The organism is Curvibacter sp. GW821-FHT01G03 (genome assembly GCF_059422285.1).
Map to the genome: position 1 here is coordinate 142165 of NZ_JBWKWP010000007.1, position 25166 is coordinate 167330.

26 protein-coding genes are annotated in these 25166 nt (G+C 66.9%); 7 read left to right on the top strand and 19 right to left on the bottom strand.

The features are described 5' to 3' along the window. Positions 1-10: 10 nt before the first annotated feature. Positions 11-1219, bottom strand: a complete 1209-nt coding sequence (locus AC07VS_RS11680) for a YihY family inner membrane protein (RefSeq protein ID WP_492345583.1) — start codon at positions 1217-1219, stop codon at positions 11-13. A gap of 75 nt (positions 1220-1294) precedes the next feature. On the opposite strand from AC07VS_RS11680, the gene AC07VS_RS11685 reads away from it, so the two are divergent. From AC07VS_RS11685 to pcaC, 3 genes are read left to right on the top strand one after another with little or no spacing between them, the layout of a single operon-like run. Then, positions 1295-1762 carry a DUF2069 domain-containing protein gene (locus tag AC07VS_RS11685; protein ID WP_492345088.1) on the top strand — a complete coding sequence of 156 codons (468 nt, stop codon included), beginning with the start codon at positions 1295-1297 and terminating at the stop codon, positions 1760-1762. A gap of 27 nt (positions 1763-1789) precedes the next feature. Beyond that, positions 1790-3223 carry an FAD-binding oxidoreductase gene (locus AC07VS_RS11690; RefSeq protein WP_492345087.1) on the top strand — a complete coding sequence of 478 codons (1434 nt, stop codon included), beginning with the start codon at positions 1790-1792 and terminating at the stop codon, positions 3221-3223. A 31-nt stretch (positions 3224-3254) separates the two neighbouring features. Next, a complete protein-coding gene (gene pcaC / locus AC07VS_RS11695) occupies positions 3255-3659 on the top strand; it encodes a 4-carboxymuconolactone decarboxylase (protein WP_494751006.1) in 405 nt (134 codons plus the stop codon). A 15-nt stretch (positions 3660-3674) separates the two neighbouring features. Here pcaC and AC07VS_RS11700 read toward each other — a convergent pair whose 3' ends face one another. Further along, positions 3675-5060: a DUF1254 domain-containing protein gene (locus AC07VS_RS11700; RefSeq protein ID WP_494751007.1), complete on the bottom strand. Its 1386-nt coding sequence runs from the start codon at positions 5058-5060 to the stop codon at positions 3675-3677. Between the two features lie 231 nt (positions 5061-5291). Between AC07VS_RS11700 and AC07VS_RS11705 the strand changes: the two genes are divergently transcribed. The 3 genes from AC07VS_RS11705 to AC07VS_RS11715 are packed head-to-tail and all read left to right on the top strand — an operon-like array spanning position 5292 to position 7217. Then, positions 5292-6134 (top strand): thymidylate synthase, encoded by an 843-nt coding sequence (locus tag AC07VS_RS11705; RefSeq protein WP_494751008.1) that lies wholly within the window; start codon positions 5292-5294, stop codon positions 6132-6134. 11 nt (positions 6135-6145) lie between these two features. Then, positions 6146-6640 (top strand): dihydrofolate reductase, encoded by a 495-nt coding sequence (locus AC07VS_RS11710; protein WP_494751009.1) that lies wholly within the window; start codon positions 6146-6148, stop codon positions 6638-6640. A 1-nt stretch (position 6641) separates the two neighbouring features. Next, positions 6642-7217, top strand: a complete 576-nt coding sequence (locus tag AC07VS_RS11715) for a DUF4337 domain-containing protein (RefSeq protein ID WP_492345082.1) — start codon at positions 6642-6644, stop codon at positions 7215-7217. A gap of 48 nt (positions 7218-7265) precedes the next feature. On the opposite strand, the gene AC07VS_RS11720 is transcribed toward AC07VS_RS11715, so the two are convergent. The 13 genes from AC07VS_RS11720 to AC07VS_RS11780 form a co-directional block, all read right to left on the bottom strand. Beyond that, positions 7266-8288, bottom strand: coding sequence for a dienelactone hydrolase family protein (locus tag AC07VS_RS11720; RefSeq protein ID WP_494751010.1), 1023 nt, complete (start codon positions 8286-8288; stop codon positions 7266-7268). 48 nt (positions 8289-8336) lie between these two features. Then, the gene (locus tag AC07VS_RS11725; RefSeq protein WP_494751011.1) at positions 8337-9881 is read right to left on the bottom strand and encodes a malonate--CoA ligase; all 1545 of its coding nucleotides are present in this window, start codon (positions 9879-9881) and stop codon (positions 8337-8339) included. 44 nt (positions 9882-9925) lie between these two features. Next, positions 9926-10708: an enoyl-CoA hydratase/isomerase family protein gene (locus AC07VS_RS11730; RefSeq protein ID WP_492345079.1), complete on the bottom strand. Its 783-nt coding sequence runs from the start codon at positions 10706-10708 to the stop codon at positions 9926-9928. Between the two features lie 30 nt (positions 10709-10738). Then, the gene (locus AC07VS_RS11735; protein WP_494751012.1) at positions 10739-11743 is read right to left on the bottom strand and encodes a Bug family tripartite tricarboxylate transporter substrate binding protein; all 1005 of its coding nucleotides are present in this window, start codon (positions 11741-11743) and stop codon (positions 10739-10741) included. Positions 11744-11864: 121 nt separating this feature from the next. Next, positions 11865-13376, bottom strand: a complete 1512-nt coding sequence (locus AC07VS_RS11740) for a malonyl-CoA decarboxylase (protein ID WP_494655513.1) — start codon at positions 13374-13376, stop codon at positions 11865-11867. Continuing rightward, positions 13373-14041, bottom strand: a complete 669-nt coding sequence (locus tag AC07VS_RS11745; RefSeq protein ID WP_492345076.1) for a GntR family transcriptional regulator — start codon at positions 14039-14041, stop codon at positions 13373-13375. The genes AC07VS_RS11740 and AC07VS_RS11745 overlap by 4 nt, the downstream gene beginning before the upstream one ends. A gap of 280 nt (positions 14042-14321) precedes the next feature. After that, a complete protein-coding gene (gene lgt / locus AC07VS_RS11750; protein ID WP_494655512.1) occupies positions 14322-15149 on the bottom strand; it encodes a prolipoprotein diacylglyceryl transferase in 828 nt (275 codons plus the stop codon). Between the two features lie 82 nt (positions 15150-15231). Next, positions 15232-15711: a hypothetical protein gene (locus tag AC07VS_RS11755; RefSeq protein ID WP_494751013.1), complete on the bottom strand. Its 480-nt coding sequence runs from the start codon at positions 15709-15711 to the stop codon at positions 15232-15234. Further along, positions 15708-16556: an FAD:protein FMN transferase gene (locus AC07VS_RS11760; protein ID WP_494655511.1), complete on the bottom strand. Its 849-nt coding sequence runs from the start codon at positions 16554-16556 to the stop codon at positions 15708-15710. Before AC07VS_RS11760 ends, AC07VS_RS11755 begins: the two co-directional genes overlap by 4 nt. Before the next feature lies 1 nt (position 16557). Continuing rightward, positions 16558-17112 (bottom strand): FMN-binding protein, encoded by a 555-nt coding sequence (locus AC07VS_RS11765; RefSeq protein WP_492345072.1) that lies wholly within the window; start codon positions 17110-17112, stop codon positions 16558-16560. A gap of 64 nt (positions 17113-17176) precedes the next feature. Continuing rightward, positions 17177-18559 carry a hypothetical protein gene (locus AC07VS_RS11770; protein ID WP_494751014.1) on the bottom strand — a complete coding sequence of 461 codons (1383 nt, stop codon included), beginning with the start codon at positions 18557-18559 and terminating at the stop codon, positions 17177-17179. A 52-nt stretch (positions 18560-18611) separates the two neighbouring features. Then, positions 18612-19847 (bottom strand): cytochrome-c peroxidase, encoded by a 1236-nt coding sequence (locus AC07VS_RS11775; protein WP_492345070.1) that lies wholly within the window; start codon positions 19845-19847, stop codon positions 18612-18614. 241 nt (positions 19848-20088) lie between these two features. Then, entirely contained in the window at positions 20089-20331 is a 243-nt protein-coding gene (locus AC07VS_RS11780; protein WP_494655509.1) for a TIGR04438 family Trp-rich protein, read from the bottom strand. A gap of 108 nt (positions 20332-20439) precedes the next feature. On the opposite strand from AC07VS_RS11780, the gene AC07VS_RS11785 reads away from it, so the two are divergent. Beyond that, entirely contained in the window at positions 20440-20745 is a 306-nt protein-coding gene (locus AC07VS_RS11785; RefSeq protein WP_494655508.1) for a c-type cytochrome, read from the top strand. A 9-nt stretch (positions 20746-20754) separates the two neighbouring features. Here the strand turns inward: AC07VS_RS11785 and AC07VS_RS11790 are convergent, their stop codons facing one another. The 4 genes from AC07VS_RS11790 to AC07VS_RS11805 all read right to left on the bottom strand — a co-directional run bounded on the left by AC07VS_RS11790 (position 20755) and on the right by AC07VS_RS11805 (position 25054). Then, positions 20755-21513: a polysaccharide deacetylase family protein gene (locus AC07VS_RS11790; protein ID WP_492345067.1), complete on the bottom strand. Its 759-nt coding sequence runs from the start codon at positions 21511-21513 to the stop codon at positions 20755-20757. Next, complete coding sequence (locus tag AC07VS_RS11795) at positions 21510-22808, bottom strand: hypothetical protein (RefSeq protein ID WP_494655507.1); 1299 nt, start codon at positions 22806-22808, stop codon at positions 21510-21512. Before AC07VS_RS11795 ends, AC07VS_RS11790 begins: the two co-directional genes overlap by 4 nt. Positions 22809-22908: 100 nt before the next feature. Continuing rightward, positions 22909-23907: a glycosyltransferase family 4 protein gene (locus tag AC07VS_RS11800; protein ID WP_494655506.1), complete on the bottom strand. Its 999-nt coding sequence runs from the start codon at positions 23905-23907 to the stop codon at positions 22909-22911. Positions 23908-24016: 109 nt separating this feature from the next. After that, on the bottom strand, positions 24017-25054 hold the full coding sequence (locus tag AC07VS_RS11805; RefSeq protein ID WP_494751015.1) for an acyltransferase family protein: 1038 nt from the start codon (positions 25052-25054) through the stop codon (positions 24017-24019). Positions 25055-25166: the final 112 nt, after the last annotated feature.

Here is a 25166-nt window from a genome sequence, read left to right on the forward strand (position 1 = left end):
GCCACGCCGCTCAAGGCAGCGCATCGGCCATTGTGAGATCCGACAGGCCGGCCTTCTGCCAAAACGGATCGATGCTGCTCTTGTGCTGCAGCAGCAAGCGCTCCAGCAGTGGCGCGAGTGAGGTGCTTTCGGGCGCAGCCAACAGCACATGGCGCGCCACGGGCGAGCCCTCATCCACCTGCAGCAGGCCCACCCAGTCGAGATCGCACAGGGTTTCCAGCACCGGCTCCAGTTGCAGGCTGTCCACCTGCAGAACAGCGGCAAGCTCAGGCAGGCTGAGCCCATGGTGGGGCTGACCGCGCGCCCGGCGCAAATGCTCCAGCACCTCCAGCGACAGCTGAAATGTCCAGCCCGCGCCCGTGCCATAGCGGGCCACCCCCGACAACAGGCTGGGCAGGTAGGCCGTGGTCACCGCCCCCAGCAACACGATGACCCAGGCCACGTAGATCCAGATCAGCAGAATCGGGAAGGTGGCAAACGCCCCATACACCGCCGAATAGGTGGGCACCTGCGCCATGTAGACGGCCAGCGCCTTCTTGGCCAGCTCCATGCACAGAGACACAAACAGGCCCCCCGTCCAGGCGTGCGCCCACTTGACCTGGGTGTTGGGCACGAAGTGGTACAGCCCGGCCAGGCCGGCCGCCAACACCAGGAATTCGACCGAATCCAGCAGCACCCGGATCGGGGCCGGCAGGCCCGACACCAGGCCACGCGAGGCACTCATCACGTACGAGGTCAGTGCCAGGCTCATGCCCAGCACCAGGGGCCCGAGCGTGAGCGCGGCCCAGTAGATCAGCACCCGTTGGCCCAGCTTGCGCGGACGCCGCACACGCCAGATGTTGTTTAACGTGCGGTCGATGGTCAGGATCAGGGTCAGCGCCGTCACCAGCAGGGCCGACAGGCCCACCACCCCCAACTGACTGGCCTTGCTGGAAAACTGGGTCAGGTAGCCCAGCACCTGGCGGGAGATGGTCTCGGGCACCAGGCTCTCGATCAGCCAGCGCTGCAACACGCCCTGCACCTGGCCAAAGATCGGGAAGGCCGTGAACACCGCCAGGGCCACGGTCACCAGCGGCACCAGTGCCAGGGTGGTGGTGAAGGTGAGGCTGCTGGCGGTCAGGCCCAGACGGTCCTCGCGAAAACGTTCGCGCAACGTCAAGGCCGTCACACGCCACGGAAAGCGCATCAGGCTGCGCCAGACATGCCTCAGCTCCAACATCAGGCGTAACGACCAGGGGCGTCGGGAGGAAGTGGAACGGGCAGACTCGAACATGGCCGCTATGATGCCATCGCCATGACACAGCCTGATCGCACCGCCCCCCTCCATTCGCCGGTTCACGCCCCCCTCCCAACTGAAACCGCGCTTTCTTCTGACCCATCGGTACGGCTGACCCGCTGGCTGGCCGTCGGCAGCCTGATCGGATTGATCGCCCTGGGCCTGGCCTGGGAGCTGGTGCTGGCCCCGGTGCGCCCCGGTGGCTCGCTGCTCGCGCTCAAGGTGCTGCCGCTGTGCATCCCGCTGGCGGGCCTGCTGAAAAACCGCATGTACACCTACCGCTGGGTCAGCCTGCTGGTGTGGCTGTATTTCACCGAAGGCGTGGTACGTGCCTACGGCGACCGCGCACCCGGCGCCTGGCTGGCCGCGCTGGAGGTGCTGCTGTGCCTCAGCCTGTTTGCCGCCTGCGCCCTGCATGTGCGCCTTCGCCTGCGCAACGCGCGCCTGGCTCAGGCCCCGCAGTCTCCTACAACCCCTCCGAACTGAACCGGGCCGATCGGCCCCCCTACGACCATGTCTGCCCAACTGATCACCGAACTCACCCGCATCGTCGGCGCTGCCCATGTGCTGACCCATGACGACCCTGCCACCGACCTCAGCGCCTGGGAGCAGGATTGGCGCCGTCGCTCGCGCGGCACGGCCCTCGCTGTGGTGCGTCCGGCCAACACCGCCGAGGTGGCGGCCGTGGTCAAGGCCTGTGGGGCAGCGGGCGCGCCCTTGGTACCCCAGGGGGGCAACACCGGCCTGGCCGTGGGGTCCATCCCCGATGACAGCGGTCGACAGGTGGTACTCAGCCTCACGCGCATGAATGCCGTGCGTCAACTCGATCCGAACAACCTCACCTTCACCGTCGAGGCCGGCTGCATTCTGCAGAACCTGCAGGCGGCGGCCGAGCAGGCCGGCTACCTGTTTCCGCTCAGCCTGGCGGCCGAAGGCAGTTGCACCATCGGCGGCAACCTGGGCACCAATGCCGGGGGCACCCAGGTGCTGCGTTACGGCAACACCCGCGAGCTGTGCCTGGGCCTCGAAGTGGTCACGGCCCAAGGGGAGGTCTGGGACGGCTTGAGCGGCCTGCGCAAAGACAACACCGGCTACGACCTGCGCGACCTGTTCATCGGCAGCGAAGGCACGCTGGGCGTGATCACCGCGGCCACCCTGAAGCTCTTTCCCCAGCCCGCGGCCTGCCTGACCGCCTGGGCCGCCGTGCCCTCGCTCGAGGCTGCGGTCAGCCTGCTGGGCCTGGCCCACCAACAACTGGGCGCCGGGCTGACCGGCTTCGAGGTCATGGGCCAGTTCGCGCTCAGCCTGGTGGGCAAGCACATGCCCCAGCTGCGCGTGCCCTTTCTGGGCCAGGCCGATGCCCCCTGGGGGGTGTTGCTGGAGAACTCCGACAGCGAATCAGAGACCCACGCCCGCGAACGCTTCGAGACGCTGCTCGAACAGGCGCTGGAACAAGGCCTGGTGCTCGATGCCGTGGTGGCCGAAAACCTGACACAGGCCCACCAGCTGTGGCATGTGCGCGAGAGCATCCCGCTGGCCCAGGCCGAGGAAGGCCTGAACATCAAACACGACATCAGCATCCCGGTGTCGCGCATCCCGGCCTTCTGCGCCGAGACCGATGCGCTGCTGCAACGCGAGATCCCGGGCGTGCGCCTGGTCAACTTCGGCCACCTGGGCGACGGCAACCTGCACTACAACGTGCAGGCCCCCGCCGAGGGCGACCCCAAGGTGTTTCTGCGCGAACAGGAAGAGCGCGTCAACACCCTGGTGTACGACCAGGTGCAGCGCTACCAGGGCTCGATCTCGGCCGAGCACGGCGTGGGCTCACTCAAGCGCGACAAGCTGCCCCATTACAAATCGCCGGTGGCGCTGGAGCTGATGCGGGCCATCAAGCGCGCCCTGGACCCGCACAACCTCATGAACCCGGGCCGGGTGATCGAGGTTTGACCCCAGGTTTTCACACCCCCAAGGAATCCCCATGCCTCTGAATCAGGAACTCTTCGATGCCGGCCTGAAAACCCGCCGTGAAGTGCTGGGCAGCGAGTACGTCGACGCCGCCATCGCCAATGCCGACGCCTTCAACCGCCCGCTGCAGGAGCTGGTCACCCAGTACGCCTGGGGCGAGATCTGGAACCGGCCCGGCCTGGACCGCCGGACCCGCAGCCTGCTCAACCTGGCCATGCTGACCGCGCTGAACCGCCCGCACGAGCTCAAGCTGCACCTGCGCGGTGCTCTGACCAACGGCGTCACCCGCGAGGAGATCCAGGAGGTGTTCCTGCAGACCGCCATCTACTGCGGCGCCCCTGCCGCCATCGACAGCTTCCGCACGGCCAAAGAGGTGTTCAAGGAAGTGGACGCCGCGGCGCAGGGCGCACAGGGCTGATCCACCACGCACCGCTCAATCCAGCCGTTCGACCGCTGGCAGCGTGAGCTGGCCGTCAATCAAGGCGGCTCGGGGCTCGTAGGCGCGCAGCACCAGGCGGAAGGCCCCCTGGGGCGCCGGCAGCCAATTGCGGGCCTGCTCGGCCGTGGCGGGTGCTGCGTGCTGGATGATCAGATCCACCGCCCCGTCGGCCTCCATCCGCAGACCCGGCGTGCGGTCGCCGATGGCGTAGCGCCGCAAGTCGTTGGCGCTGAAGAACAGGCGCCCGTCGGACTCGACCTCATACATCGACAGCGACCAGAAAGCATTCACCGGCAAGCCCCCTGCGGGCAGACGCAGACGGTAACGGTGTGCGCCGCTCAGGGCTTGGCCCTGGGCATCGACACCGGTGCTGGGGTAAACCGACTCCACGGGCTCCAGGGCCAGCAGGCCACTGAGCGCGATGCGCGCCCGGTAGGTGTAATCGGTGCCGAACTGACCCAGGTTGGCCTGACCGTAGCGCCAGCCATTGACTGTGCGGCCCGACGACAGGGCTCCGGTCTTGAGTTCGGCCAGCAAGCCGGGCAAGGACTGCGTCCAGAGCGCCTGAACCGCGGGTGACAGGCCGTCCCACCCGCAGGTGGCGCCACACACCCCCACCGCCGCCAGGCGGCTCAGCAAGGCCTGTTCGTAGGCCGGCGGAGGGTTGCGCACCAACATCCGATTGGCCAGGTCTACAAAGGCCTGTGGGGTCGGGCCCAGGGGGGGCGCAGCGTCCCAGACCGGTGCCTGGGGGGCGGCGGCCAGGGCCTCGGCCCCCAATTGGTCCTGCAGGCGGTGCACGGCCGGCAGGTCGTCTGGTCCATCGACCAGGAGGCGAGCCAGCACCAGCACATCGTTGGACGGTGCGCGGATCACACGGGCTGCCGCAGGCATGGGTCCCGGCCAGTCGGGCCCAACCAGCACATGACGGCTGGCCTGGCTGCCGTTCAGCCGGCGCCCCAGCATCGCAAAGTTGTTGCCCACCATGTCGATGAAAGCCAGCGAGTGGTATCGCCCGGCCATGTCGGGCAGCGACAACGCCCAGGGGCCCTGGCGCAGGTCCAGCCAGAGCAGCGAGTACAGCGTGTCGACGTTGGGGGTGGTGACCTGCCGGCTCTCCGGGCCGGCCAAGGCGCGGCGATGTTGCCACGTGGGGCTCGGCAGGGCATCGGTTCCTGCGCCCAGTGACGCCGCCCGCAGGCGCCCCATCGCCACCAGTGGGTAGGCATAGTCGAAGGCCTGGGCCACCAGGGTGGCTGGGTCGTCCGGTGCGGTCCCGGTCAAACCACCTGCGGCCACAGGGGCCGCACAGCCCAGGGCACTGGCCAGCACCGAGGCCGCAGCCAGGGCCGGACGCGAAGACAACAGAGACAGCAACATGGTCGGTTCTCCCTTCATCAAAAACGGGTTCAGGCAGGCCCTGGCAGATCGCCTTGCGCCGGCGGGCCTGGACAAACGGCACAGGACCTGGCCATTCTGCGAGGACCACGCCAAGCCCCCCTGCCGGTCAGCCAGGGCATCTGGACAGAAGGTCTAGTGCGGCCCCAGTGAGCTGGCCGCCGGCGAACACCCTAAAATCGCCGGTCACCCACAGCCCACCCCGCCCGCCCCATGACTCAAGCGACCCACCGCCCTGTTCGTTCCCAGTACGAAGATTTCATGCGCCACGTCCACACCACCGGCGTGGCCAAGGGCGACCGCACCGGCACGGGCACCACCAGCGTGTTCGGCTACCAGATGCGCTTTGACCTGAACGAGGGCTTTCCGCTGGTCACCACCAAGAAAGTGCACCTGCGATCCATCATCCAGGAGCTGCTGTGGTTCCTCACCGGGTCGAGCAACAACCAATGGCTAAAGGAGCGCGGCGTCACGATCTGGGACGAATGGGCACGCGAAGACGGCGATCTGGGCCCGGTCTACGGTGTGCAATGGCGCAGCTGGCCGACGCCGGACGGCGGCCACATCGACCAGATCGCCGAAGTGATCAAGACCCTCAAGAGCAACCCCGACTCGCGCCGCATCATCGTGAGCGCCTGGAACGTGGCCGAGCTGGACAAAATGGCGCTGATGCCCTGCCATGCGTTCTTCCAGTTCTATGTGGCACCGGCCCAGGGCCCGGGTGAGCGCGCTCGCCTGTCCTGCCAGCTGTACCAGCGCAGCGCCGACATCTTTCTGGGCGTGCCCTTCAACATCGCCAGCTATGCGCTGCTGACCCACATGGTGGCCCAGCAATGCGACCTCGATGTGGGCGACTTCATCTGGACGGGGGGCGACTGCCACATCTACAGCAACCACCACGAGCAGGTGGAAACCCAGTTGGCCCGCACCCCCTACCCCTACCCCACGCTGCGCATCCTGCGCCGTCCAGACAGCCTCTTTGACTACCAGTACGAAGACTTCGAAGTGGTGGATTACCTGTGCCACCCCGCCATCAAGGCGCCGGTCGCCGTCTGAGGAGCCTGCCCATGCCTTTGAACCTGATTTTTGCCCGGGCCGCGAATGGCGTGATCGGCCGTGACAACGCCCTGCCCTGGCACCTGCCCGAGGATCTGGCCCACTTCAAGCGAACCACCCTGGGCTGCCCCGTCATCATGGGGCGGCGCACCTGGGATTCGCTGCCACCACGTTTTAGGCCCCTGCCCGGGCGCCAGAACATCGTACTGAGCCGCGACCCGGCCTGGACCGCCGCAGGCGCCAGGCGCGCCAGCTCACTGGCCGAGGCCCTGGCCCAATTGCCGCCCGATCAGGAGGTGTGGGTGATCGGTGGGGCCGAGGTGTATGCCCAGGCGCTGCCATTGGCCGACCGGGCCGTGGTCACCGAAATCGATCAGGACTTCGAAGGCGACGCCTACGCGCCACAATTCGGCCCAGCCTGGACCGAGGTGGCACGCGACACACCGCCGTCATCGGGCGGCCTGACATTCAGTTTTGTCACCTACACACAACAACGAGGAGCTTGATATGTCCGGACACGGATTCCACGTCCACGGCCCGCACGACCATGAGCTGGAGCACGCAGCCCAGCACGGTGGCGACCGCATGACCAACCAGATCGCGATGTTCACCGCCATCATCGCCACGGTCGGCGCCATGTTTTCCTACATGGGTGGTGCGACCCAGGCCAACGCCGGGCTGTACAAGAACAACGCGGCCATCAAGAAGACCGAAGCCTCCAACCAGTGGAATTACTTCCAGTCCAAGAGCACCAAGCAATCGCTGGCCGAACTGGCCCGTGACCTGGCACCCGAAGACAAGAAGGCCACCTACCAGGCCAAGGTCGAGCGCTACGACAAAGAAAAGAACGAGATCAAGGTGGTGGCCGACAAGCTGGAAGCCGAAGCCAAGCAGTGGGATGAACAATCCGACGAGCAGATGCACCTGCACCACCGCTGGGCCCAGTCGACCACCGCGCTGCAAGTGGCCATCGCGCTGGCGGCGATTGCCCTGCTGACCAAGAAGCGCTGGCTGCAGTACGGCATGTTCGGCGTGGCCGGTGTCGGTGTCGCCATCGGTGCCGCCGCAATGCTGCACATCTGACGCGACAGCAGACCCTGCCAAAAAAACGGGCTCCTCGGAGCCCGTTTCTCATGGTGCCGGCAATTTGAACAAGGCCTGCAGGGTTTGCGCCACGGAGGCCCTGGCCCGCTCGGTGGCCGCCGGATCATGCCCCACGTGAGGATCGCGCTGCACACAGGCGTCCTGGTAGCTGAACACCTGACCCGTGGCCTGGTTCACCAGGCGCCCAGGCGCTTCTTCGCGGATGCTGCAGGCTCGCACCGTCTGCGACCCCTTGGCCGGCACCGCAGGCTGTGGCGCCAGAGGCGAATCAAAACCGTGGTGCGCCCCTTCGTACAGGGTGATCTGCACGTCCTGCCCGGCCTTCTGCAGGCGTTCGACATAGGCCTGGCACGGTGCCGCGGGGTTGTAGTCGTCGGCCAGGCCATGGTGGATGCGCACCGGGGCGTCAAGCTGCAGATCGCCCTGGTACTGGGTCATGCAGTCGGGGTAGAAGGGGATGTAGGCCGCATAGCGGATGCCACTGCGGTTCCAGGCCTCGTTGAAGCGCTTCAGGCTGGCAAACAAGGTGGCCTGGCCGCCGCGCGAGAAACCCATCAGCACCACCCTTTGCGGATCGATGCGCGGGTGCTTGGCCAGCAGCTCCAGCGCCCGATAGGCATCCAGCGACAGGTTGAGGCGCCCCAACTGGGCCTGATTGGCCCCGGTGGTGGTGATGCCGCGGCCGGTGAAGCCATCGATGGCCAGCGTGGCGATGCCCATGGCATTCAGGTCACGGGCCCACATCTCGCCGTTCGCGCCCATGCCGCTGGAGCCATGCACCAGCACCACCGCCGGCTGACGACCCGGCACATTGGCCAGGCGCAACTCGGCCCCCACCGTGACGGGCTGGCCTGCCGCAGCATTGCCCGTCAGAAAGTCGGCATCGCTGAGGGTCAGGCTGGGCAGCGCGTGCAGCTCGACCCGGCTCGCCAGGGTTTTGGGATCGGGCAAGGGGCTCAGGGCCTGGGCCGCCGTGGCCCACGACAAGGCCCCGATCAAAAGCCCCAGTCCTGCCAGCGCGGGCCGCAGCCCGGTCAAGATGAACCTCATGAAAAGTCTCCTTCAGGTGTGTCGCGGGATGGCCGGTTCGGTCCGGGCTCAGGCGAACAGGGTCTTGTACTGATCGCGCAGCAGGTTCTTCTGCACCTTGCCCATGGTGTTGCGCGGCAGCTCGGCCACCACGAAGCACTGCTTGGGAATCTTGAAGTTGGCCAGCTGGCTCTTCAGCGTGGCGATCACCTGGGCCGCCTCGACCGCGGCGCCGGGCTTGGCAATCACCACCGCCACACCGACCTCACCAAAGTCGGGGTGCGGCACGCCCACCAGGGCGCTCTCGGCCACGCCGGGCATCTCGTTGATGTAGCTCTCGATCTCGGCGGGGTAGACGTTGTAGCCGCCGCTGATGATCAGGTCCTTGGCGCGACCCACGATGGTGACGTAGCCCCGTTCGTCCACCTTGCCCACGTCGCCGGTCTTGAAATAGCCGTCGGATGTGAACTCTTCGGCGGTCTTTTCGGGCATGCGCCAGTAGCCCTTGAACACATTCGGGCCCTTGACCTGGATGCCGCCGATCTCGCCCACGGGCAGAGCCGCCCCCTCGTCAGACTGCACGCGCAGCGACACCCCGGGCAGGGGAAACCCCACGGTGCCGCCACGGCGTTCCGCCTGACCACCGTGGCGGGCATCGGCCGCGTAGGGGTTGGAGGTCAGCATGATGGTCTCGCTCATGCCGTAACGCTCCAGGATGGTGTGGCCGGTGCGGTCCTGCCACTCCTTGAAGGTTTCGATCAGCAAGGGGGCCGAGCCCGCGATGAAGAGACGCATGTGCGAGGCCGCCTCGCGCGTGAGGCCCGGGTCGGCCAGCAGGCGCACATACAGCGTGGGCACGCCCATGAACACGGTGGCCTCGGGCATCTTGCGGATCACCAGCTTGGGATCGAACTTGGCCAGCCAGATCATCTTGCTGCCATTGATGAGCGCACCATGGATGGCAACGAACAGGCCGTGCACGTGGAAGATGGGCAACGCGTGGATCAACACGTCGCCCGGCTGCCAGCCCCAGTAGTCTTTGAGCATCACGGCGTTGCTGAGCATGTTGCCGTGGCTCAGCATGGCGCCCTTGCTGCGGCCGGTGGTACCGCTGGTGTACAGGATGGCGGCCAGGTCATCGGCGGCACAACTCGCCGGCTCGTGTTCGTCGCCGAAATGGGCAGCACGCTCCAGCAGCGAACCGGTGCGGTCGTCGTTCAGCGTGAAGACATGGGCCGTGCCCGCCTTGAAGGCGATCTTGCTGACCCAGCCGAAGTTGGCCGGGCTGCACACCACCACCGAGGGCTCGGCGTTGCCGATGAAATACTCGATCTCGGCGCTCTGGTAGGCCGTGTTGAGGGGCAGAAATACATAGCCAGCACGCAAGGTGGCGAGGTACAGCACCATGGCCTCGACCGATTTCTCGACCTGCACCGCCACGCGGGCCCCGGTGGGCAGGTTCAGCGAGGCCAGCAGGTTGGCCATGCGGGCCGTGGCGTGATCGAGGTCGCGCCAGGTGTAGAAAAGGCCGTTGTCGGTTTCCACCGCCGTGGCGTCCAGGTCGGCAGGGAACTGCGCCCGCAGGGCCGCAAACAGGTTCTGGTTGGTCGTCATGATGAAAGCAGGAAGAAAAAAGATGGGAAAGTCAAAGACCGGTCTCAGAAGGCCGGTGGGCGCTTGGCCAGAAAGGCGGCAATGCCCTCGCGGTGCTCGGCACTGTCGGCATAGGCGTAGGCCTGGTCGAGCAGGGCCTGGGGCAGCGCCGGGGCCAGTGCACGCAGGGTCTGTTTGTTGAGCCGGGCGGCCTGGGGTGCCAATGTGGCGATGCGGGCCGCACTCTGGCGGGCATCAGCGGCCACCTGATCGTCGGGCAGCAGGCGGGTCAGAAAGCCCCGCGCCAGCAGCGTGGGGGCATCGAGCGTGGCGGCCTCCAGCAGCATCTGGCGCACCGAGAGCTCGCCTGCCGCGGCCCGCACCAGGGCCACCTCGCGCGGTGCCATCGGAAAGCCCAGGCGGGCGATGGGTGCGCCAAAACGGGCCGATGCCCCTGCCAGGCGCAGGTCACAGGTGCTGGCCAGCTCCACCCCGGCCCCCATGCAGGCACCCTCGATGCAGGCGATCAGCGGCACATCGCAGGCCAGCATGGCCGACAGGCCGCCCCACACCTCCACCTCGTGGAAATGACGCAGAGCCGCCTCGTCGAAGCGGAAATCGGGGTACTCGGAAATGTCGCCACCGGCGCAGAAATGCCCGCCCTCGCCACGCAGCACAATGCAGCGCACATCGTCGCGGGCCTGCAGGTCGACAAAGGCCTGGCGCAGCTGCCGCCACATGGGGCGTGACATGGCGTTGAGCTTGCCTGGATTGGACAGGATCACCTGCACCACCCCTGGCAGGGCTTCTCCTTCAAAGCCCGGCTCGACCCGTACCTGTGCTGACATGCGTTGACCTTTCTGGATGGGATGAAGTTGTCAATCGAGCTTGGCGCCGGAGGCCTTGACCACCGCTGCCCAGCGCTTGATTTCGCCGTTCACGAACGCCCCGAATTGCTGCGGGGTGCTGGCCGTGAATTCGGCGCCATTTTGGGCCCAGGCGGCCTTGATTTCTTCAGACTGCCCCAACACGCGCACCTGCTCGACGATCTGGGCCTGCAAGTCGGCCGGTGTGCCCTTGGGCGCCCACAGGCCATACCAGGTGGTGACGGTGTAGTCGGGCAGGCCGAGCTCGGCCGCGCAGGGCACGTCCGGAAAGGCGGGGTTGCGCTTGGCGCCCGACACCATCAAGGCCTTGATGCGCCCGCCCTTGATGTGCCCAGCCGACGAGCCCAGGCCGTCAAACACCATGTCGACATTGCCGGCCATCAGGTCTTGCAGTGCCGGACCGGCACCCCGGTAGGGAATGTGGGTGATGAAGGTCCGGGTCTGGAGCTTGAACAACTCGCCGGCCAGGTGGTGCGAGGTGCCGCCCCCCGCCGAGCCAAAGTTGAATTTGCCGGGCGCAGCACGCACCGCAGCCAGAAAGGCCTTGAAGTCACCGGGCACTTTCTTGGGGTTGACCACCAGCACCTGGGGCACATTGGCCAGCAAGGCCAGCGGAATGAAGTCTTTTTCGAGGTCGTAATCGAGTTTGGGGTAGACCGAGGGCGCAATCGCATGGTGCACGCCGCCCATGAACAGGTTGTAGCCATCGGGCGCGGCGCGGGCCGCAATGCCCGCTCCCAGCGTGCCCCCGGCGCCGCCGCGGTTGTCCACGATGAGCTGTTTGCCGGTCTGCTTGGAGAAGGCCGCCGACAGCGGCCGGGCAAAGGCGTCGGTGCCCCCGCCCGCCGGAAACGGCACCACCATGTTGACGGGCTTGGCCGGCCAGGGGCTCTGTGCCCAGGCCTGGCCCAGCCCGGCCAGTGGCCCCAGGGCAGCGGTGCTGCCCAACAGGGATGCGGTGCGCAACAGGGCGCGGCGTTGGATCGATGGGTTCATGTCGGTCTGTCTCCAGTCGTGATGGGTTTCGGGCGGCCTTCGTGGTGCCGTCCCGGCTCAGGGAATGCCCGGCCTGAAGCCGCCCGAGTGCCCCTTGAGCACCCTGTGCGGCAGGCCGGCTTCAGGGCTTGAGCAGGGCCTCGATCTCGGGGGCCATGGGGATGCGCCCCTGGGCCAACTGGCCCCGGTGCTTGTCCAGGCGCTTGAGGTCATACAGGTAGTTGACCATCAGGCCATACGACTGTTTGAGCCCCTTGGATGAGGGATCGCCGGCCCAGTTCAGCCGTTCGACCCGGGCGCCATTGCCCAGGTGGAAGCGTGCCACCGGGTCCAGCGGCTTGCCCTCTTGCCACTCGGCCCCCAGGTACTGGGCGGCACAACGCAGCAGCAACTGGCGCACGGGCGACTTGGCCTCCAGGGCCAGCGGCTTGTCCAGGGCCCCCAGCACATGTTCAGCGCTCGGCGGCTCGAAACTGACAGCCCGCCCCAGCTCGCGCAGCGCTCGCTCGTCCAGGCGCTCCAACTGGGCCGCCAGGTGACGTTGCAGCCAGGACCGCAGGCCCGGAATGGGCGACAGGGTGGCAAAGGTCTTGAGCTTGGGGAACTCGTCCTTGAGTGTCTCGACCACGCGCTTGATCAGCGAGTCGCCGAAGCTCACGCCGCGCAAGCCGACCTGGGTGTTGCTGATCGAATAGAAGATCGCCGTGGTGGCCTTCTGCAGGTCAGCGGCCGCCGCCGACTCATCGAGCAGGGGCACGATGTCGCTGGCCATGTCGTCCAGCAGGGCCACCTCGATGAAGATCAGGGGGACCTCAGGCAGGCGCGGGTGAAAGAAACCATAGCAGCGGCGATCGCTGTCGAGGCGGTTCTTCACGTCGGCCCAGCTCTTGATGTCGTGCACGGCCTCGTACTGGATCAGCTTCTCGATCAATGACGCAGGCGAATCCCAGCTGATGCGGCGCAGGTCCAGAAAACCCACATCGAACCAGGTGGAAAACATGTACTCCATCTCGACATCGAGGGCCTGCAGGCGCTTGTCCGCCTTGAGATGGGATTGCAGCTCGGCGCGCAGATCGACCAGAAACTGCACCCCGCCCGGGTAGACACTGAAGCGCTGCAGCAGGCGCCGGCGTGGCGACACGGTGGCGCGGCGGTAGTGCACCTCGGCCACGGCCTCGTCAGCGGTCCCCACCGCGGCCGCAAAACGGGCCTGGGCCTCGCGGGCCTTGTCGGCGTCGGCCACAAACATCTCGCTCATCAACAGCCACAGATCGCGCCGGCGGGCCGGTGTGGCCCCTTGGTACCAGACCGCCAGGGCTGCGGCCCGGCGCCCGCCCTCGACCTCGCTGACCCGCGGGTCGACGATGCCGCGCAGTTCCTCCAGGGCGCGCCGCAACATGCGTGGCGACAAAGCCTCGTCGCCCTGGCGCAGGGTGGCGTCCAGGCGCTCGCGGGTGCTGCGTTGGGCCGGCTTGCCACGCGGGCTGGGCGCCGGTGCACTGCCGGGGCCCCGCAAGGGGGGCGTGGGTGCGTCGCTCTTCACCGGAGCGCCCGCAGCCGCATCATCCTTGGCCAGAGCGGCAGGCAATAGTTTGGAGACACGGCGGCTGATCCAGGTGGTAGTGGCGTTCATGCGAGCACTCGGCTGGGTTGTTGACGGGCCAGATCACGCAGCGCCTCACGCTGACGCAACAAATGGGTTCTCATGGCGGCCTCGGCCCCTTCGGGATCGCGGGCCGTCAAAGCCGCCAGCACCGCCAGGTGCTCGGACAGGCTTTGGCCGATGCGCCCCGGGGCCTGCAAGGACTGCAGGCGGGCCAGGCGCAGGATCTTGCGCAAATCACCAATCGTCTGGGCCAGCCAGCGGTTGTCGGCCAGGCGGATGATGGCCTCGTGGATCTGGTAATTGACCTGGTAGTACTCGGTCAGTTGCTGGGCCTGCGCGCAGGCCTGCAGTTGTTGGTGCAAGACCGCCAGTGCGGCCAGGTCGGCGTCGTTGACATGGCGGGCTGCCTCGTAGGCGCAGCGCCCCTCCAGCAAGGCGATGAGGGGGAAGATCTCGTCCAGATCACGCTCGGTCACCTCGTTGACGAAACAGCCACGGCGCGGCTCGTGGCGCAACAGGCCCTCGGCGCTCAGCACCTTCAAGGCCTCGCGCAGGGGGGTGCGAGAGATGGACAGGCGCTCGCACAGGGCCACCTCGTCCAGAAACATGCCCGGCGCCAGCTCGCCATTGAAGATGCGCTCACGCAACTGATCGGCCACCTCGCTGTGCAAGGAGTTGGGCTTCAGGCGCATGGCTGCTCCGATGCCGCATGAGCACCCTGCCCCAGCCTGCCGGAGGCCCGACGGAAGGCGCGACAGCAGAAGGGGGCGGTTCTGTAATTTTTCATAATTACAGCTAATTATTTTGATTTGGGCGCACAAGGCAAGCACTCGAAGCTCGGTGTTTACCCCCGCAGGCGGGGCCCATGTCGCGTGATTGGAGGCGGTTCAGGCCACGCCCTGACGGCCTGACAGGCCTTGCCCGCCAGGGCGCGCTGCCCCTGGGGGCAGCCTGCCCCCAGGCTGATCCCTCTCAGCCGGCGCGAGCGCCAGGCAAGGGCTGGCGCTGGGCCCAGCGCCACATCAAAGCGCCGCCCACCACCATCGGCACGCACAGCCACTGGCCCATGCTCATGCCCATGGACAACAAGCCCAGGAAGGCATCGGGCTCGCGAAAATACTCAGCCGTGAAACGGAACACGCCATAGCCCAGCAGGAAAGCGGCAGACACCTCCCCCAGGCGACGGGGCTTGCGTGCATACAGCCACAGCAGCACGAACAGCAGCAGCCCTTCCAGCAGCATCTGGTAGACCTGCGAGGGGTGGCGCGGCAACATCGAGCCCGACTGCGGGAACACCATGCCCCAAGGCAGGTCTGGCGGGCTGAAACGCCCCCACAGTTCGCCATTGATGAAATTCCCCACCCGCCCGGCGGCCAGGCCGGTGGGCACGCAAGGGGCCACAAAGTCGGTCACCTGCAACCACGGGCGGCGGTGGGCCCGGGCAAACCACACCAAGGCCACGATCACGCCGAGCAGGCCACCGTGAAAGCTCATGCCACCGGTCCAGATCTGCAGGATCTCGAGTGGGTGGCTCAAGTAGTGCAGGGGCTTGTAGAACAGGCAGTAGCCCAGGCGCCCGCCCAACACCACGCCCAGCACACCGTAGAACAGGATGTCCTCGACATCGCGCCGGCTCCAGGCCTGCGGCCCTTGCAGAGCGGCATAAGGCAGGTGTTTGAGGCGTTGAATGCCCAGCAGCATGAACAGGCCGAAGGCAGCCAGGTAGGTCAGGCCGTACCAATGCACGGACAAGGGCCCCAGCTGCAGGGCCACGGGGTTGAATTGCGGGTAGATCAGCATGCGCGAGATTGTGCCCGCAGAACGTGAAGCCCCGATGGCAGCGGACCCGCCCCCCTGCTCCGCCCGCCTTCAGCGCGGGACTTCAGCGCCCCAGCCAGCGGTGGTACAGACCATGCCCCAAGGCCAGCAAAGGCCACAGCAGGCCGGGCCACCAGTGCAGGGACACCAGGGCCTCGCGCCAGTCGGCCGGCCCATACAGCAGGCCCAGGCCGGCCAAGGCCACCCAACCGCCCAGGGCCGCGGTGGCCAGGCCCAGCCACCAGGCCACGCGGGCGCCTCTGCGCCCCCACATCTGCAAGGCATGGGGCCCCAGCCAGCGCCCGGCCAGAGCGCACACGGCCCACACCAGCACCCCATGCAACACCTGGGCCGCGCGGTGCGCCTGCGTTTGCCAAGGGGGGGTGTCAGGCGACCACTCGCCGCCCCAGGCCCACAAAGCCATGCCGCTGAGCCACAGCCCCAGCAGCAGCCCAACCAGGGCGCCGATGCCACGTCGGCTCCAGCCGGCCCGCCAGCGCTGCGGACGGTGCGACCCATGATGGGGTGGGTGGCGCCGGTTCATGTCAGCCACACCCGTGCGCCTTGGGCGCGCAACACCCGTGCCAGGCGCCCCCGAGGCACACCTGCCGGGCCCTGCAGCACCCACTTGGTCAGGGCATCGGCGCTCACGCAATCGGGCGCCATCACGGTGCAGGCGGTGGGTGCTTGCCAACGCCGGCCTGGCGAGCCCGGGCGCATCCGCCCGGTGGACACCCAGTCGGCGCGCTGCGGCCCCGTCACCGACGAGGCCAGGGCCGCGTTGTGCAGGCCCCGCAGACCGGGCTGGCGTCGGGTTCGCGTGGGCGCCTCGGGCAGGCGCAATTCGATCGGCCAGGGCGCGGGCCCGTAGGCTCGCAGATCGCCCCCGGCATTGACCAAAGCGGCGGGCACGCCCTGCTGGCGCAACACGGCCAGGGCGCAATCCACCGCATAGCCTTTGGCAATGCCGCCCAGGTCGAGCGGCATCGCACCGTCGACGCGCAAAGTGAGGGGTGTCAGCCAGCGCAGCCCCTGCCAGCTGGCCAGGGCCTGGCCCAAGGCCGGTGCCAGCGCGGGGCGCAGGCCTCGCCGAGCCAGTTCCACGCCCGCCCGCAAGGGGTCGAAGGCCCCCGCGCTCTGGCGCTGCCAATGGTGGGCCAGCGTCAACACCCGCGCGGTGTGGGGGTGAAGGTCGATCAGGTCGCCGGCACGCGCGCTGGCCAGACGATGCAACTCGCTGCCGGTCTGGTGCGCGCTCATGAGGCGGTCCACCTGTGCCACCTCGTCGAAGGCCTGGGCCATGGCCTGCTCAGCCCGAGCCGCGCTGTCGTCGCGCAGACGCAGCATCACCAGGGTGCCCAGCAGGGGGCGGGCGCGTTGGTGCAGCAAATCAGCGGCCCTCGCGCGCCTTGACCAGGCCCTGCACCAGGGCGCTGAGGCGTTGCACGCCTTCGGTCACGTGCTGGCAAGACAGGGTGGCGCCCGAAATATTGCGGATGTCGTCGCCAAAACGGATCTGCGAGGGGCCTTTGCGGCCCTCGAACTGGCGTCGCCAGGCGGGGGTACGGATCTCGGCCCCATGCGACTCGCGATAGACCAGCACCTCGACGCCGCTGACCTGGCCCTGGGTGTTGAAACCTGCGGCATAGTCGATCAGCTCGTACTTGCCCACCACGCGATCCAGCAAGACCCAGCCTTGCACGGCCTCACCCGCGCGCCCGATCCAGGCCTTGGGCGCATAGCCAGACGGCACCCCCAGACCGGCCGCCTTGAGCGCGGCCACATCAGGCGCCAGCGCCTGCTCGACAAAGTCGGTGGCCTGCGGCAGCAAGGCCCGCTGGGCCTGCTCCAGGCTCAGAAAACTGGCGGCAAAGGCCTGCGCGGTCCACACCAGAGGCGGTGCGCCGAGCGCAATTTTCTGCAGGGTTTGACGCCGGGTGATCATGGTGTGCGGCTTTCAGCCAAGGCGAGTGACAGGGGCCCCGATGTTAGCGAATCGCGGTGCTCGATCAGAAGTGGAAGCCCACGCCCAGGTTGAACATGTCCAGCGACTTGTCGCTGAGGTAGCGCTGGAAATCGGCCTTGAGCACCACCTGCGGGTTCAGGTAGAAGCTGGTGCCCACGGTCATCACCCGCACGTCGGGCAGGATGGAGGGCGACAGGCCCACCGGCAAGCCGGTGTAGGCGCTGGCCGTGTTCAGGCGCTCGTAACGGGCAAACGGCACAGCCGCGTATTCGCCCTGGCTCCAGACCCGATAGGCAGCCTGGGCATACCAGCCGCCAAAGCGGCTGGGCACCGGAGTGGCCTGACCTGCAAAGGTGGCGTTGAGGGCCGAGATGTCGCTGAAGCGGCCCTGGGCCGCCAGGGCCGACAGATCCCAGCGACCGGGTTGCCAGCGGGTGTGCAGTTCAGCCAGGGTGAGCGAGGCATTGGGCGCGGCGAAGCTGGTCTGCTTCTGACCCACGCCGCCATTGAACACGCTGCCGCCCACATTGAAGCCCGGGATGCCGTTGTAGTTGAGCGCGCCGTAGAAGGCGGCGTTGCGGGCCTTGGCCAGTTGCCCCTCCTGATGGATCGCGCCCAGTGGGGAGTCGCGTCCCTCGCTGCTGGCGGCGTCCCACTTGGTCAGGTCAAAGCTGGTGACCATGCCCGCGTCCCAGCGCAGGCCGCCCGCCGTGGTGCCACGCAGGCCCAGGCCCATTTCGCGCCAGGTGCTGGGGATGATGGCGGTCTCGACCAGGTTGCGGTTCACGCCGAAGTAGCGCGTGGGCTCGTGGCTTTCATTGAGGTAACCCACCGGCATCAGAAACAGGCCCGCCTTGGCCGACAGGCTGTCGGTGAGGTCGTGCTCGATGTACATCTGCTCGAACTCCACCTCACCCTTGTCCGAGGCCGACACCACGGCGTTCTCAACTTCCAGTTCGGCCGCCATGCGGGTGCGCTCGTTGAAGCGGTAGGCAAAACCCAGCACGCCGCGGCGCAGGGTGGCGGTGGCGCCCGAGGCGTTGTTGCGCGGCCGGCTGTAGTTCATTTCGGCATAGCCGAAGAAGCTCAGCGGATTGTCCACGGCCCGTGCGGGCTCGGCGGCCGAGGCCGCCGTGGCCACCGTCGTGGTCGTGGGTTCACCCGCCTTGGCGGTCGCGCCGCCGTATCCGGCCCAGGCGCCAGCGCCCGCGGGCGCAGCCCCCTGCCCAGGCTGGGCCTGTTGCCGCTTGACGGTGTCAAGTTCTGCGCGCACCTGCTTCAATTCTTCGCGCAGTTGACGCAGCTCGGCCAGCACCTCAGGCAAGGCCGCCGGGGGCGGGGTCTGCGCCTGGGCCGTGCCGGTCAGGACCAGGGTGGCCAGCGCCAGGGCGCTGCAACGGAAAAGTGGAAGGGACTTGTTGCTCATGGGGGCTTTCGCAAATTGAAATGGGGGGCGGTGGGGGAGCAGCGTTCAGTTCTCAGGGCTTGTAGCCGTCACTCAAGGTGCGCAGGAAAGCCACCAGGTCCTGGATTTCAGACTCGTTGAGGGCCGGTTCCCCGCCCAATGGGCGGTTGTAGGGCCCCTCGGTGGTGTTCACATTGCCGCGCAGCGCGGGTGGCAGGTCGTTGAACTTGACGGGCTGGCCACCGGCATCGAGCGGGTACCACTTCTCGGGGTTGGTGTCGCGCTGCACATAAAAGCGCACCACGTCCTCCAATGAGCTGAACCTGCCGTTGTGGAAGAAGCGTTTGCGCAGGGCCACATTGCGCAGGCTGGGCACCTTGAACAGGCCACAAAGGTCCGTGCGGGCGCTGAGGTCGGTGCGCGAGGGACCACACAAGCCCAGGTCGTAGAAGGCCGGGTCGGCATTGGCCGCGATCTCGGTGTTGCGCGGCACCCCCAGGCTGTCGAAGGTGAAATCGGTGAACAGCGCGCCTGGCGCATTGGCCGGCTTGGTGCTGGGGTGGCAGGCAGCACAGTTGCCCTTGTCGCTGCGGTTGAACCAGGCCAAGCCGCGCAGTTCGGCATCGCTCAAGGCCACTGAACCGGCGGTGAACCGATCGAACTTGCTGCTGAAGGGCGCGAAATCGGGGTCCTCGCGCTGGTAGCGCTCCAGTGCATAGGTCACGCGATCGAACGCGGTCTGAGGTTGATCGAAGATGCCCTGACCAAATGCGGCCTTGAACTCGGCCGCGTAAGAGGCCTGGGCCAGCTTGGCGATGACGGCCGCCGCGTCGCTGTTGGCCATTTCATTGGCACTCAAGAACGGTCGAACGGCCTGATCAGCCAGCGAACTGGCTCGGCCGTCCCAGGTAAAGCCCCCCGTGGGGGTGCCGTCGCTGGCAAAGAAGAACGCGGTGTTGTAGCGCAGGTAGTTGAGCGCGGGCGGGGTGCGGGTGCCGGGCTGGTCCAGCGCGGGCCCGCCGGCCACCACGGCGCCGCCGAAAGGCGAGGCGTGGCCCAAAGTGGCATCGTGGCAGGTGGCACAGGACATCTTGCCCGAGGCCGACAACGAAGGGTCGTTGAAGATTTTCTGCCCCAGCGCAGCGGCAGCCGAAAGACTGTCTGAACTGGTCGAGGCGGAAGAACCGCCCCCACCGCCACAGGCAGCCAGCACAAGGCCCACGCCCAACAGGGTCAGGCCAGCCAGCCAACGAGACGGCCGCGGGCCCATCGCCTCGCACTTGCGCGGGCGGAGAAGGTGAAACGCCATGATCAGTCTGCCCGGCTCACCCAAGGCCGCCGCCGGACAAGGACCTTCGCCCCCGCGCCACGACACTCCAATGAATCGGGATTGTTGTTATTTGGTGAAGCGCAAGTTTACATGTTAATGATAACAACTCGCATTAAGGTTTACCAAACAACACGGACTTTGTGACCAAGGCGCTACAGGCGCCATCACGGGGCAGGTCGCTCAGCAAGTCGGCTTGGCGCGCCCGGGTTGGCGCGAAGCCTCAGCGCCGTTTGCGGATGCCCACGCCCAGGGCTTCCTTCTGCCGTTCAATGCGGTCGCGGCGGCGTTTCTCCATTTTGTCCATGGCCCGCCGCTTGGTGTAGCCCGAAGAATCGGCCCAGACCCACCACAGCGCCGCCAAAGCAAATGGCACACCGATCACGTACCAGCTCCAGGTCGCGACAAAACCGATCTCCAGGTATTTGAGCAGCAACAGGATCAGGCCCAGGCCCAGAAAATACATCACGCACTCCGATGTGAGGATTGACCAACACCTGCCTCCACGGCGGAAGACAAGACCCCTACAATTCCCGAATCACAATGTAACGCAACCCACGGACACGAGATGATCATGAAGCGCACCCTGTTCACCCTTGCCGCCGCCCTCGCCTTTGCAGCACCGGCCATGGCCGACCTGGCGCTGGCCACCTCCAAGAACTGCATGGCCTGCCACTCGGTGGACAAAAAAGTGGTGGGCCCGGCCTACAAGGATGTCGCTGCCAAGTACGCTGGCCAGAAAGACGCCGTGGACAAGCTGAGCAGCAAGATCCTCAAGGGCGGTGGCGGCGTCTGGGGCCCCGTGCCCATGCCCGCCAACACCCAGGTGAACGAGGCCGAAGCCAAGAAGCTGGCCAGCTGGGTGCTGAGCCTGAAATAAGCCTGAAACTCAGGCCCGCAACGCCCGGGCCCTGAAACGGTCGACCGCCTGCCCCACGGGCAGGATGTCGCAGCCGGCCTGACGGGCCCAGCGCAGGGCCTGTTTCAACTGGGTCGGCGTGCAGCCCCAGCGCACCGCGGGCTCGGTGACCGCATGGGTGTACAGGATCAGCCAGCCCCCACTGGCGGCGGTCTGTTCGATCAGGGCCTGCAAGGCCGCCGCCGCCAAACCGTCGCCGTACAGCGCTTGGGCCTGCAAGCCGTTCAGGTCGACCTGACCCTGGTGAATGCCAGGACGGGTCAGGCGCAAGGAGTCAAAATGCGCCGCCGCCAGGTGCTTGGACAACACCCCGTAATCCCCGAGCGGAAACGAGAAATGGCGGGGGGCCGGCACGCCCACGTCACGGATGAAGAAATCCGCATTGCGACGGATTTCGTCGTGCAGCTGTTGCGGGCTGAGTCCTGCGCAGGGGCGATGCGAGAACGTGTGGCAACCCAGCTCGTGCCCGCCCTCGGCCAAAGCCTGCAAATCAGCCACGGCATGGCACAGCTGCCCCTGCTCAAGTTGGTCGGTCAGCCCCCCGGCGATGTACCACGTGCCCCGTGCCCCCTCGTCCTCCAGCAGTTGGCGACCGAGACGGCAGGCGCTGGCCGGCGCATCGTCAAAACTGATGCTCAGCACCCCCGGCCCCTGCCCGAGTGGCAACAGGCGGCGGGCGACACGGCGGGCCAGCCACCGGTCGGCGCGACTCAGCAGGGACAGGCTCATGGTCGCCGCCCCAGCCCGGCACGAACTGCTGTGCCGGCCACGTTCTCGTAGGTGTACTCAAGCCCCAGACGCAACACGTTCTGTTGGATCGAGGTACCGCCCCCCACGGTGGTGAAACGATCGCGCTGGCCCTCGGCATACAGGCGCCAGCCCTGGCTGATGGCGTAGTCGATCGAGGCGCCCAGGCGATTGACCTGGTTGTCGGGCTGCCCCAGGGGGGCGCCGGCCACCGCGGCCCCCTGGTTCTGCTGGCGGTCATGCGCGGCCATCAGGCGCAGCCGGGTGAGTTCGGTGAGGCGCCAATCCAGCCCCAGCCGCAGGCCACTGGCCAGGTAATACAGCGCCGAAGGGGTGCCCGAGTCATACAGGCGACGGCCCCACTCCACATCGAATCGGCTCAGGGGCGACGGCTGGTAGCTGGCCCGCAGGGTGAGCAGACGGTGGTCAAAATCGTTCTGCCCAAGGGTCTCGTATTGCCGCTGCAACCAGCCCAGGCGCCCCCCGACCCGGGTCAGCGGGCTGTAGACCCAGTCGACGTCGGCAAAGTAGAGCCGGTCGGTGTAGTGGGTGTCGAGGATGGCGGCATCGGCGGCAGCCCGATTCGGGTAGTCCACGGCGGTGCGCCGGCTGCCCACGCTGAGGCTGGAGCCCAGCGGCGAGGTGTAGCGCAGCGCCAGTTGCAGCGTCTGATCGTTGCGATCCAGGAACTGGTTCTGAGGGTTCTCGTGCCGCACCGAGGCGCGCTCCAGGGTGATGGGCAAGGACAGGTCTTCGGTGATGCGCAGCGCGAATTCCGAGCCCCCTTGCTGCTGACGCATCAAGTCTCGTCCGACCTGAATGGCGTTCTGGGGCTGGTAGAGCCGATCATCGGTCCCGTAACTGAGACGCCCCCGTAACAAAGGGCTGAGCTGCCAGAACAGGCGGGCATCGAACTGGTGGATCTCATGGTCCAGCTGCGTTTGCTTCTGATACTGGCGCTTGCCCTCGGCAGCCTTGAGTTCCAGCCGGGTGTCGTCCGATCCGAGCGGGACGATCATGGCTGCGCGCAGATCGACCGACATCACACTGTCACCTGGACCCGAACGCCCCAACAAAGCCTGGGTGTCGGCACCCGCCGGCAGACGCAAGGGGTTGCTGTCGCTGGCCCAACTGCTGTCCAGTTGCACGGACAGTTCGACCACGGCACTGGCCGAGCCCGCCCCGCCAACGCCCAGCGTGGCCAGGAGCAGGCCACGCAGGCGCGGGCCCCAGGCCTGACGACGTGGGCTCTGCTCAGGAAAAGGACACGAAGACATGGTCAGACGGCGCAACTCGAAAGACAGAAAAAATGAGAGGGGCGGACCACAAGAATCCACGGACCCGGGGCTCTGATTATCTGCTGAGCCCGACCTGGCTTCACGGCGAGCCGAAACGATCCAGCAGGCGTTGTAGATGGCGAGCTTCGGCCTGCTCCGAGAACTCAGCCTGCACATGGGCCGCGGCCGCACGGCCCAGGCGTGCGCGCCAGGCACTGTCCAGCCACAATGCTTCGATGCGGTCTGCCAGGGCCGACGCATCGCCTGGAGGCACCAGCAGGGCATGCTGACCGTCTTCTGCCAGATCCAGGGTGCCAGGGCAACGCGTGGCCACCGCGGCGCGGCCAAACATCATGGCCTCGATCAGCGTGACCTGGCCCGACGCCGTGGTCTGGTTCTCGATCGGCACCACATTCACCCGGGCTTGCTGACACAAGGCCTGGCATTGCTCACGGCTCAGGCCGCTGCGCAGCTCGACGCCTGGTGGCAGGTCCAGCCCGGCCAGGCTGCGCGGCGGCGCCACGATGATCGTGCGGTAACCCAATGCCCCCACCGCCGCGACCAAGGTGGGCCAGTCGCGGTTGGCCGAGCCCATGGCCAGCACGAAAGGTTGGTCTTCGTCCTCGGGCAGCCAGGGCTGCCGCAGTTCCCGGCCCAGGGGCACGTACTCGAAACGGCTCGAAGGCAGACGCAACCACTGGCTATAGGCCTCGATCTCCTGGCGCGAATGCACCACGAACACATCAACCGCCCGCAAGGCCTGGCTGGCCAGCCAGTGCTTGAGCCCGCCCTGCAGGGCCCCCAGGTTGAAGGTCCAGGCCACCAAAGGGCCGGGAGCCCCCCCAAGCCGGCGCAGCGCGCCGGTGGTGGTGGCCAGGGGCGGAAAGGCCGTCAGGAAACCATCGCCAGGCCGCGCCTCGCGCCAAGCCTGGGCGGTCTGACCCAGAAAATCCAGCCAGTCCCTGCCCGAGGCATGGGCACGCAAGGCGTCATGGCGGTAGGTGGCTGGAATGATGTTGAACTGATGGCCCGTCAGGCCATCGGTGATCCAGGGCTGCTGGCGAGTCTGGAGGTAGGGCGTCAGCAGATGCCATTTCATAAAACCGGGTCGCCCATTTCAGAAAAAGAACCATCGGGAGCAGTGCGCGCACTGCACGGCGCCGCCATGATAGCGGCGCCCTGGCCAGCACCGACTGGACGGCTCAGCCTCATCGTTCAAAGGCCGTCTTGCGGCGCAGAAACCAGGACTCGAAATAGCGGAAACTGAAGCTGGCCGCCAGCACGGCCGTCACCAGGGTGAGGACAAACACCAGCCCCCCATCCCCGGCCGGCCCCCACAGGCCCAGCGCCTTGAGCACCGCGTTCTTGCACAGCATGTGCAACATGTACAGCCCATAGCTGATGGTGCCGAGGTAGGCCAGGGGGCGCCAGCTCAGCAAGGGCTGGAGCACGTGGTCCTCACGGACCACACAGGCCCCGACCAGCATTGCAAACAGCCCCCCCAGCAGCAGGACCGGCGCCTCGCCCCAGGCCAGCGCCCCACCCAGGGCCAACGCCCAGGCCAAGGGAGCGCCGCGCCAAGCCAAGGCGCGTTTCAGCACGGCGTGGCTGCGCGGCTGGTCAAGCAACAAGGCCAGCAAGGCGCCGGCCAGCAAGGGACTGGGCAAGAAGGCCCAGTTGCCGCGACCACTGGCCCAGGCCCATTGGCTCAGACTCAGCAGCAGCACCAGGGCCCAGGCGCTGCGCCCCCGGCTGCCCAGCAGCAGCATGAGGCCGGGCCAGATCAGGTAGAACTGCTCCTCGGCAGCCAGGGACCAGGCAAAGTAGAAGATGACCCGCCCCTGGATCTCGACAAACAGGTTGCTGGTGTAGGTGGCAAAGTACGGCAGATTCTCAAAAAAGGCCCGCCCGACAGGCGAATGACGCTCCAGCACCCAGACCGTCAAAACATAAAGCGCCAGAGTGGCGTAATACAGCGGAAAGATGCGCAAGCTGCGGCGCACGTAAAAGGCCTTGAGATCCACACGCCCCTGACGGCGCTGCTCACGCAGCAGCAGCGTGGTGATCAGGAACCCGCTGATGGCAAAGAACAACGACACCCCCTCCGCCCCCACATGGCCCAGAAAAGGCCCGTGAACCGAGGCCGCAGTGTGGTGCCAGATCACACCCAGGATGCTGAAGGCCCTCAGGCCATCCAGGGAGGCAAAGCGTTGCTGGGCCTGGAACCGGGAAAACGAATCGCTCATGGACATTGACGCCGCAGGCAAGTGGCAAAAGGAAGATATCGACACCCAGAAGGTTGGCGCCAGCATTCCATTTTGGCGTATGTCAGGCTGGCACCCCTCAAGTTGAGTGATA

What these genes read in the sequence shown, in the direction of transcription:
- AC07VS_RS11680 (WP_492345583.1), bottom strand. Translation starts at nt 1,219, where the DNA reads ATGTTGGAGCTGAGGCATGTCTGGCGCAGCCTGATGCGCTTTCCGTGG.
- AC07VS_RS11685 (WP_492345088.1), top strand. Translation starts at nt 1,295, where the DNA reads ATGACACAGCCTGATCGCACCGCCCCCCTCCATTCGCCGGTTCACGCC.
- AC07VS_RS11690 (WP_492345087.1), top strand. Translation starts at nt 1,790, where the DNA reads ATGTCTGCCCAACTGATCACCGAACTCACCCGCATCGTCGGCGCTGCC.
- pcaC (WP_494751006.1), top strand. Translation starts at nt 3,255, where the DNA reads ATGCCTCTGAATCAGGAACTCTTCGATGCCGGCCTGAAAACCCGCCGT.
- AC07VS_RS11700 (WP_494751007.1), bottom strand. Translation starts at nt 5,060, where the DNA reads ATGTTGCTGTCTCTGTTGTCTTCGCGTCCGGCCCTGGCTGCGGCCTCG.
- AC07VS_RS11705 (WP_494751008.1), top strand. Translation starts at nt 5,292, where the DNA reads ATGACTCAAGCGACCCACCGCCCTGTTCGTTCCCAGTACGAAGATTTC.
- AC07VS_RS11710 (WP_494751009.1), top strand. Translation starts at nt 6,146, where the DNA reads ATGCCTTTGAACCTGATTTTTGCCCGGGCCGCGAATGGCGTGATCGGC.
- AC07VS_RS11715 (WP_492345082.1), top strand. Translation starts at nt 6,642, where the DNA reads ATGTCCGGACACGGATTCCACGTCCACGGCCCGCACGACCATGAGCTG.
- AC07VS_RS11720 (WP_494751010.1), bottom strand. Translation starts at nt 8,288, where the DNA reads ATGAGGTTCATCTTGACCGGGCTGCGGCCCGCGCTGGCAGGACTGGGG.
- AC07VS_RS11725 (WP_494751011.1), bottom strand. Translation starts at nt 9,881, where the DNA reads ATGACGACCAACCAGAACCTGTTTGCGGCCCTGCGGGCGCAGTTCCCT.
- AC07VS_RS11730 (WP_492345079.1), bottom strand. Translation starts at nt 10,708, where the DNA reads ATGTCAGCACAGGTACGGGTCGAGCCGGGCTTTGAAGGAGAAGCCCTG.
- AC07VS_RS11735 (WP_494751012.1), bottom strand. Translation starts at nt 11,743, where the DNA reads ATGAACCCATCGATCCAACGCCGCGCCCTGTTGCGCACCGCATCCCTG.
- AC07VS_RS11740 (WP_494655513.1), bottom strand. Translation starts at nt 13,376, where the DNA reads ATGAACGCCACTACCACCTGGATCAGCCGCCGTGTCTCCAAACTATTG.
- AC07VS_RS11745 (WP_492345076.1), bottom strand. Translation starts at nt 14,041, where the DNA reads ATGCGCCTGAAGCCCAACTCCTTGCACAGCGAGGTGGCCGATCAGTTG.
- lgt (WP_494655512.1), bottom strand. Translation starts at nt 15,149, where the DNA reads ATGCTGATCTACCCGCAATTCAACCCCGTGGCCCTGCAGCTGGGGCCC.
- AC07VS_RS11755 (WP_494751013.1), bottom strand. Translation starts at nt 15,711, where the DNA reads ATGAACCGGCGCCACCCACCCCATCATGGGTCGCACCGTCCGCAGCGC.
- AC07VS_RS11765 (WP_492345072.1), bottom strand. Translation starts at nt 17,112, where the DNA reads ATGATCACCCGGCGTCAAACCCTGCAGAAAATTGCGCTCGGCGCACCG.
- AC07VS_RS11770 (WP_494751014.1), bottom strand. Translation starts at nt 18,559, where the DNA reads ATGAGCAACAAGTCCCTTCCACTTTTCCGTTGCAGCGCCCTGGCGCTG.
- AC07VS_RS11775 (WP_492345070.1), bottom strand. Translation starts at nt 19,847, where the DNA reads ATGGCGTTTCACCTTCTCCGCCCGCGCAAGTGCGAGGCGATGGGCCCG.
- AC07VS_RS11780 (WP_494655509.1), bottom strand. Translation starts at nt 20,331, where the DNA reads ATGTATTTTCTGGGCCTGGGCCTGATCCTGTTGCTGCTCAAATACCTG.
- AC07VS_RS11785 (WP_494655508.1), top strand. Translation starts at nt 20,440, where the DNA reads ATGAAGCGCACCCTGTTCACCCTTGCCGCCGCCCTCGCCTTTGCAGCA.
- AC07VS_RS11790 (WP_492345067.1), bottom strand. Translation starts at nt 21,513, where the DNA reads ATGAGCCTGTCCCTGCTGAGTCGCGCCGACCGGTGGCTGGCCCGCCGT.
- AC07VS_RS11795 (WP_494655507.1), bottom strand. Translation starts at nt 22,808, where the DNA reads ATGTCTTCGTGTCCTTTTCCTGAGCAGAGCCCACGTCGTCAGGCCTGG.
- AC07VS_RS11800 (WP_494655506.1), bottom strand. Translation starts at nt 23,907, where the DNA reads ATGAAATGGCATCTGCTGACGCCCTACCTCCAGACTCGCCAGCAGCCC.
- AC07VS_RS11805 (WP_494751015.1), bottom strand. Translation starts at nt 25,054, where the DNA reads ATGAGCGATTCGTTTTCCCGGTTCCAGGCCCAGCAACGCTTTGCCTCC.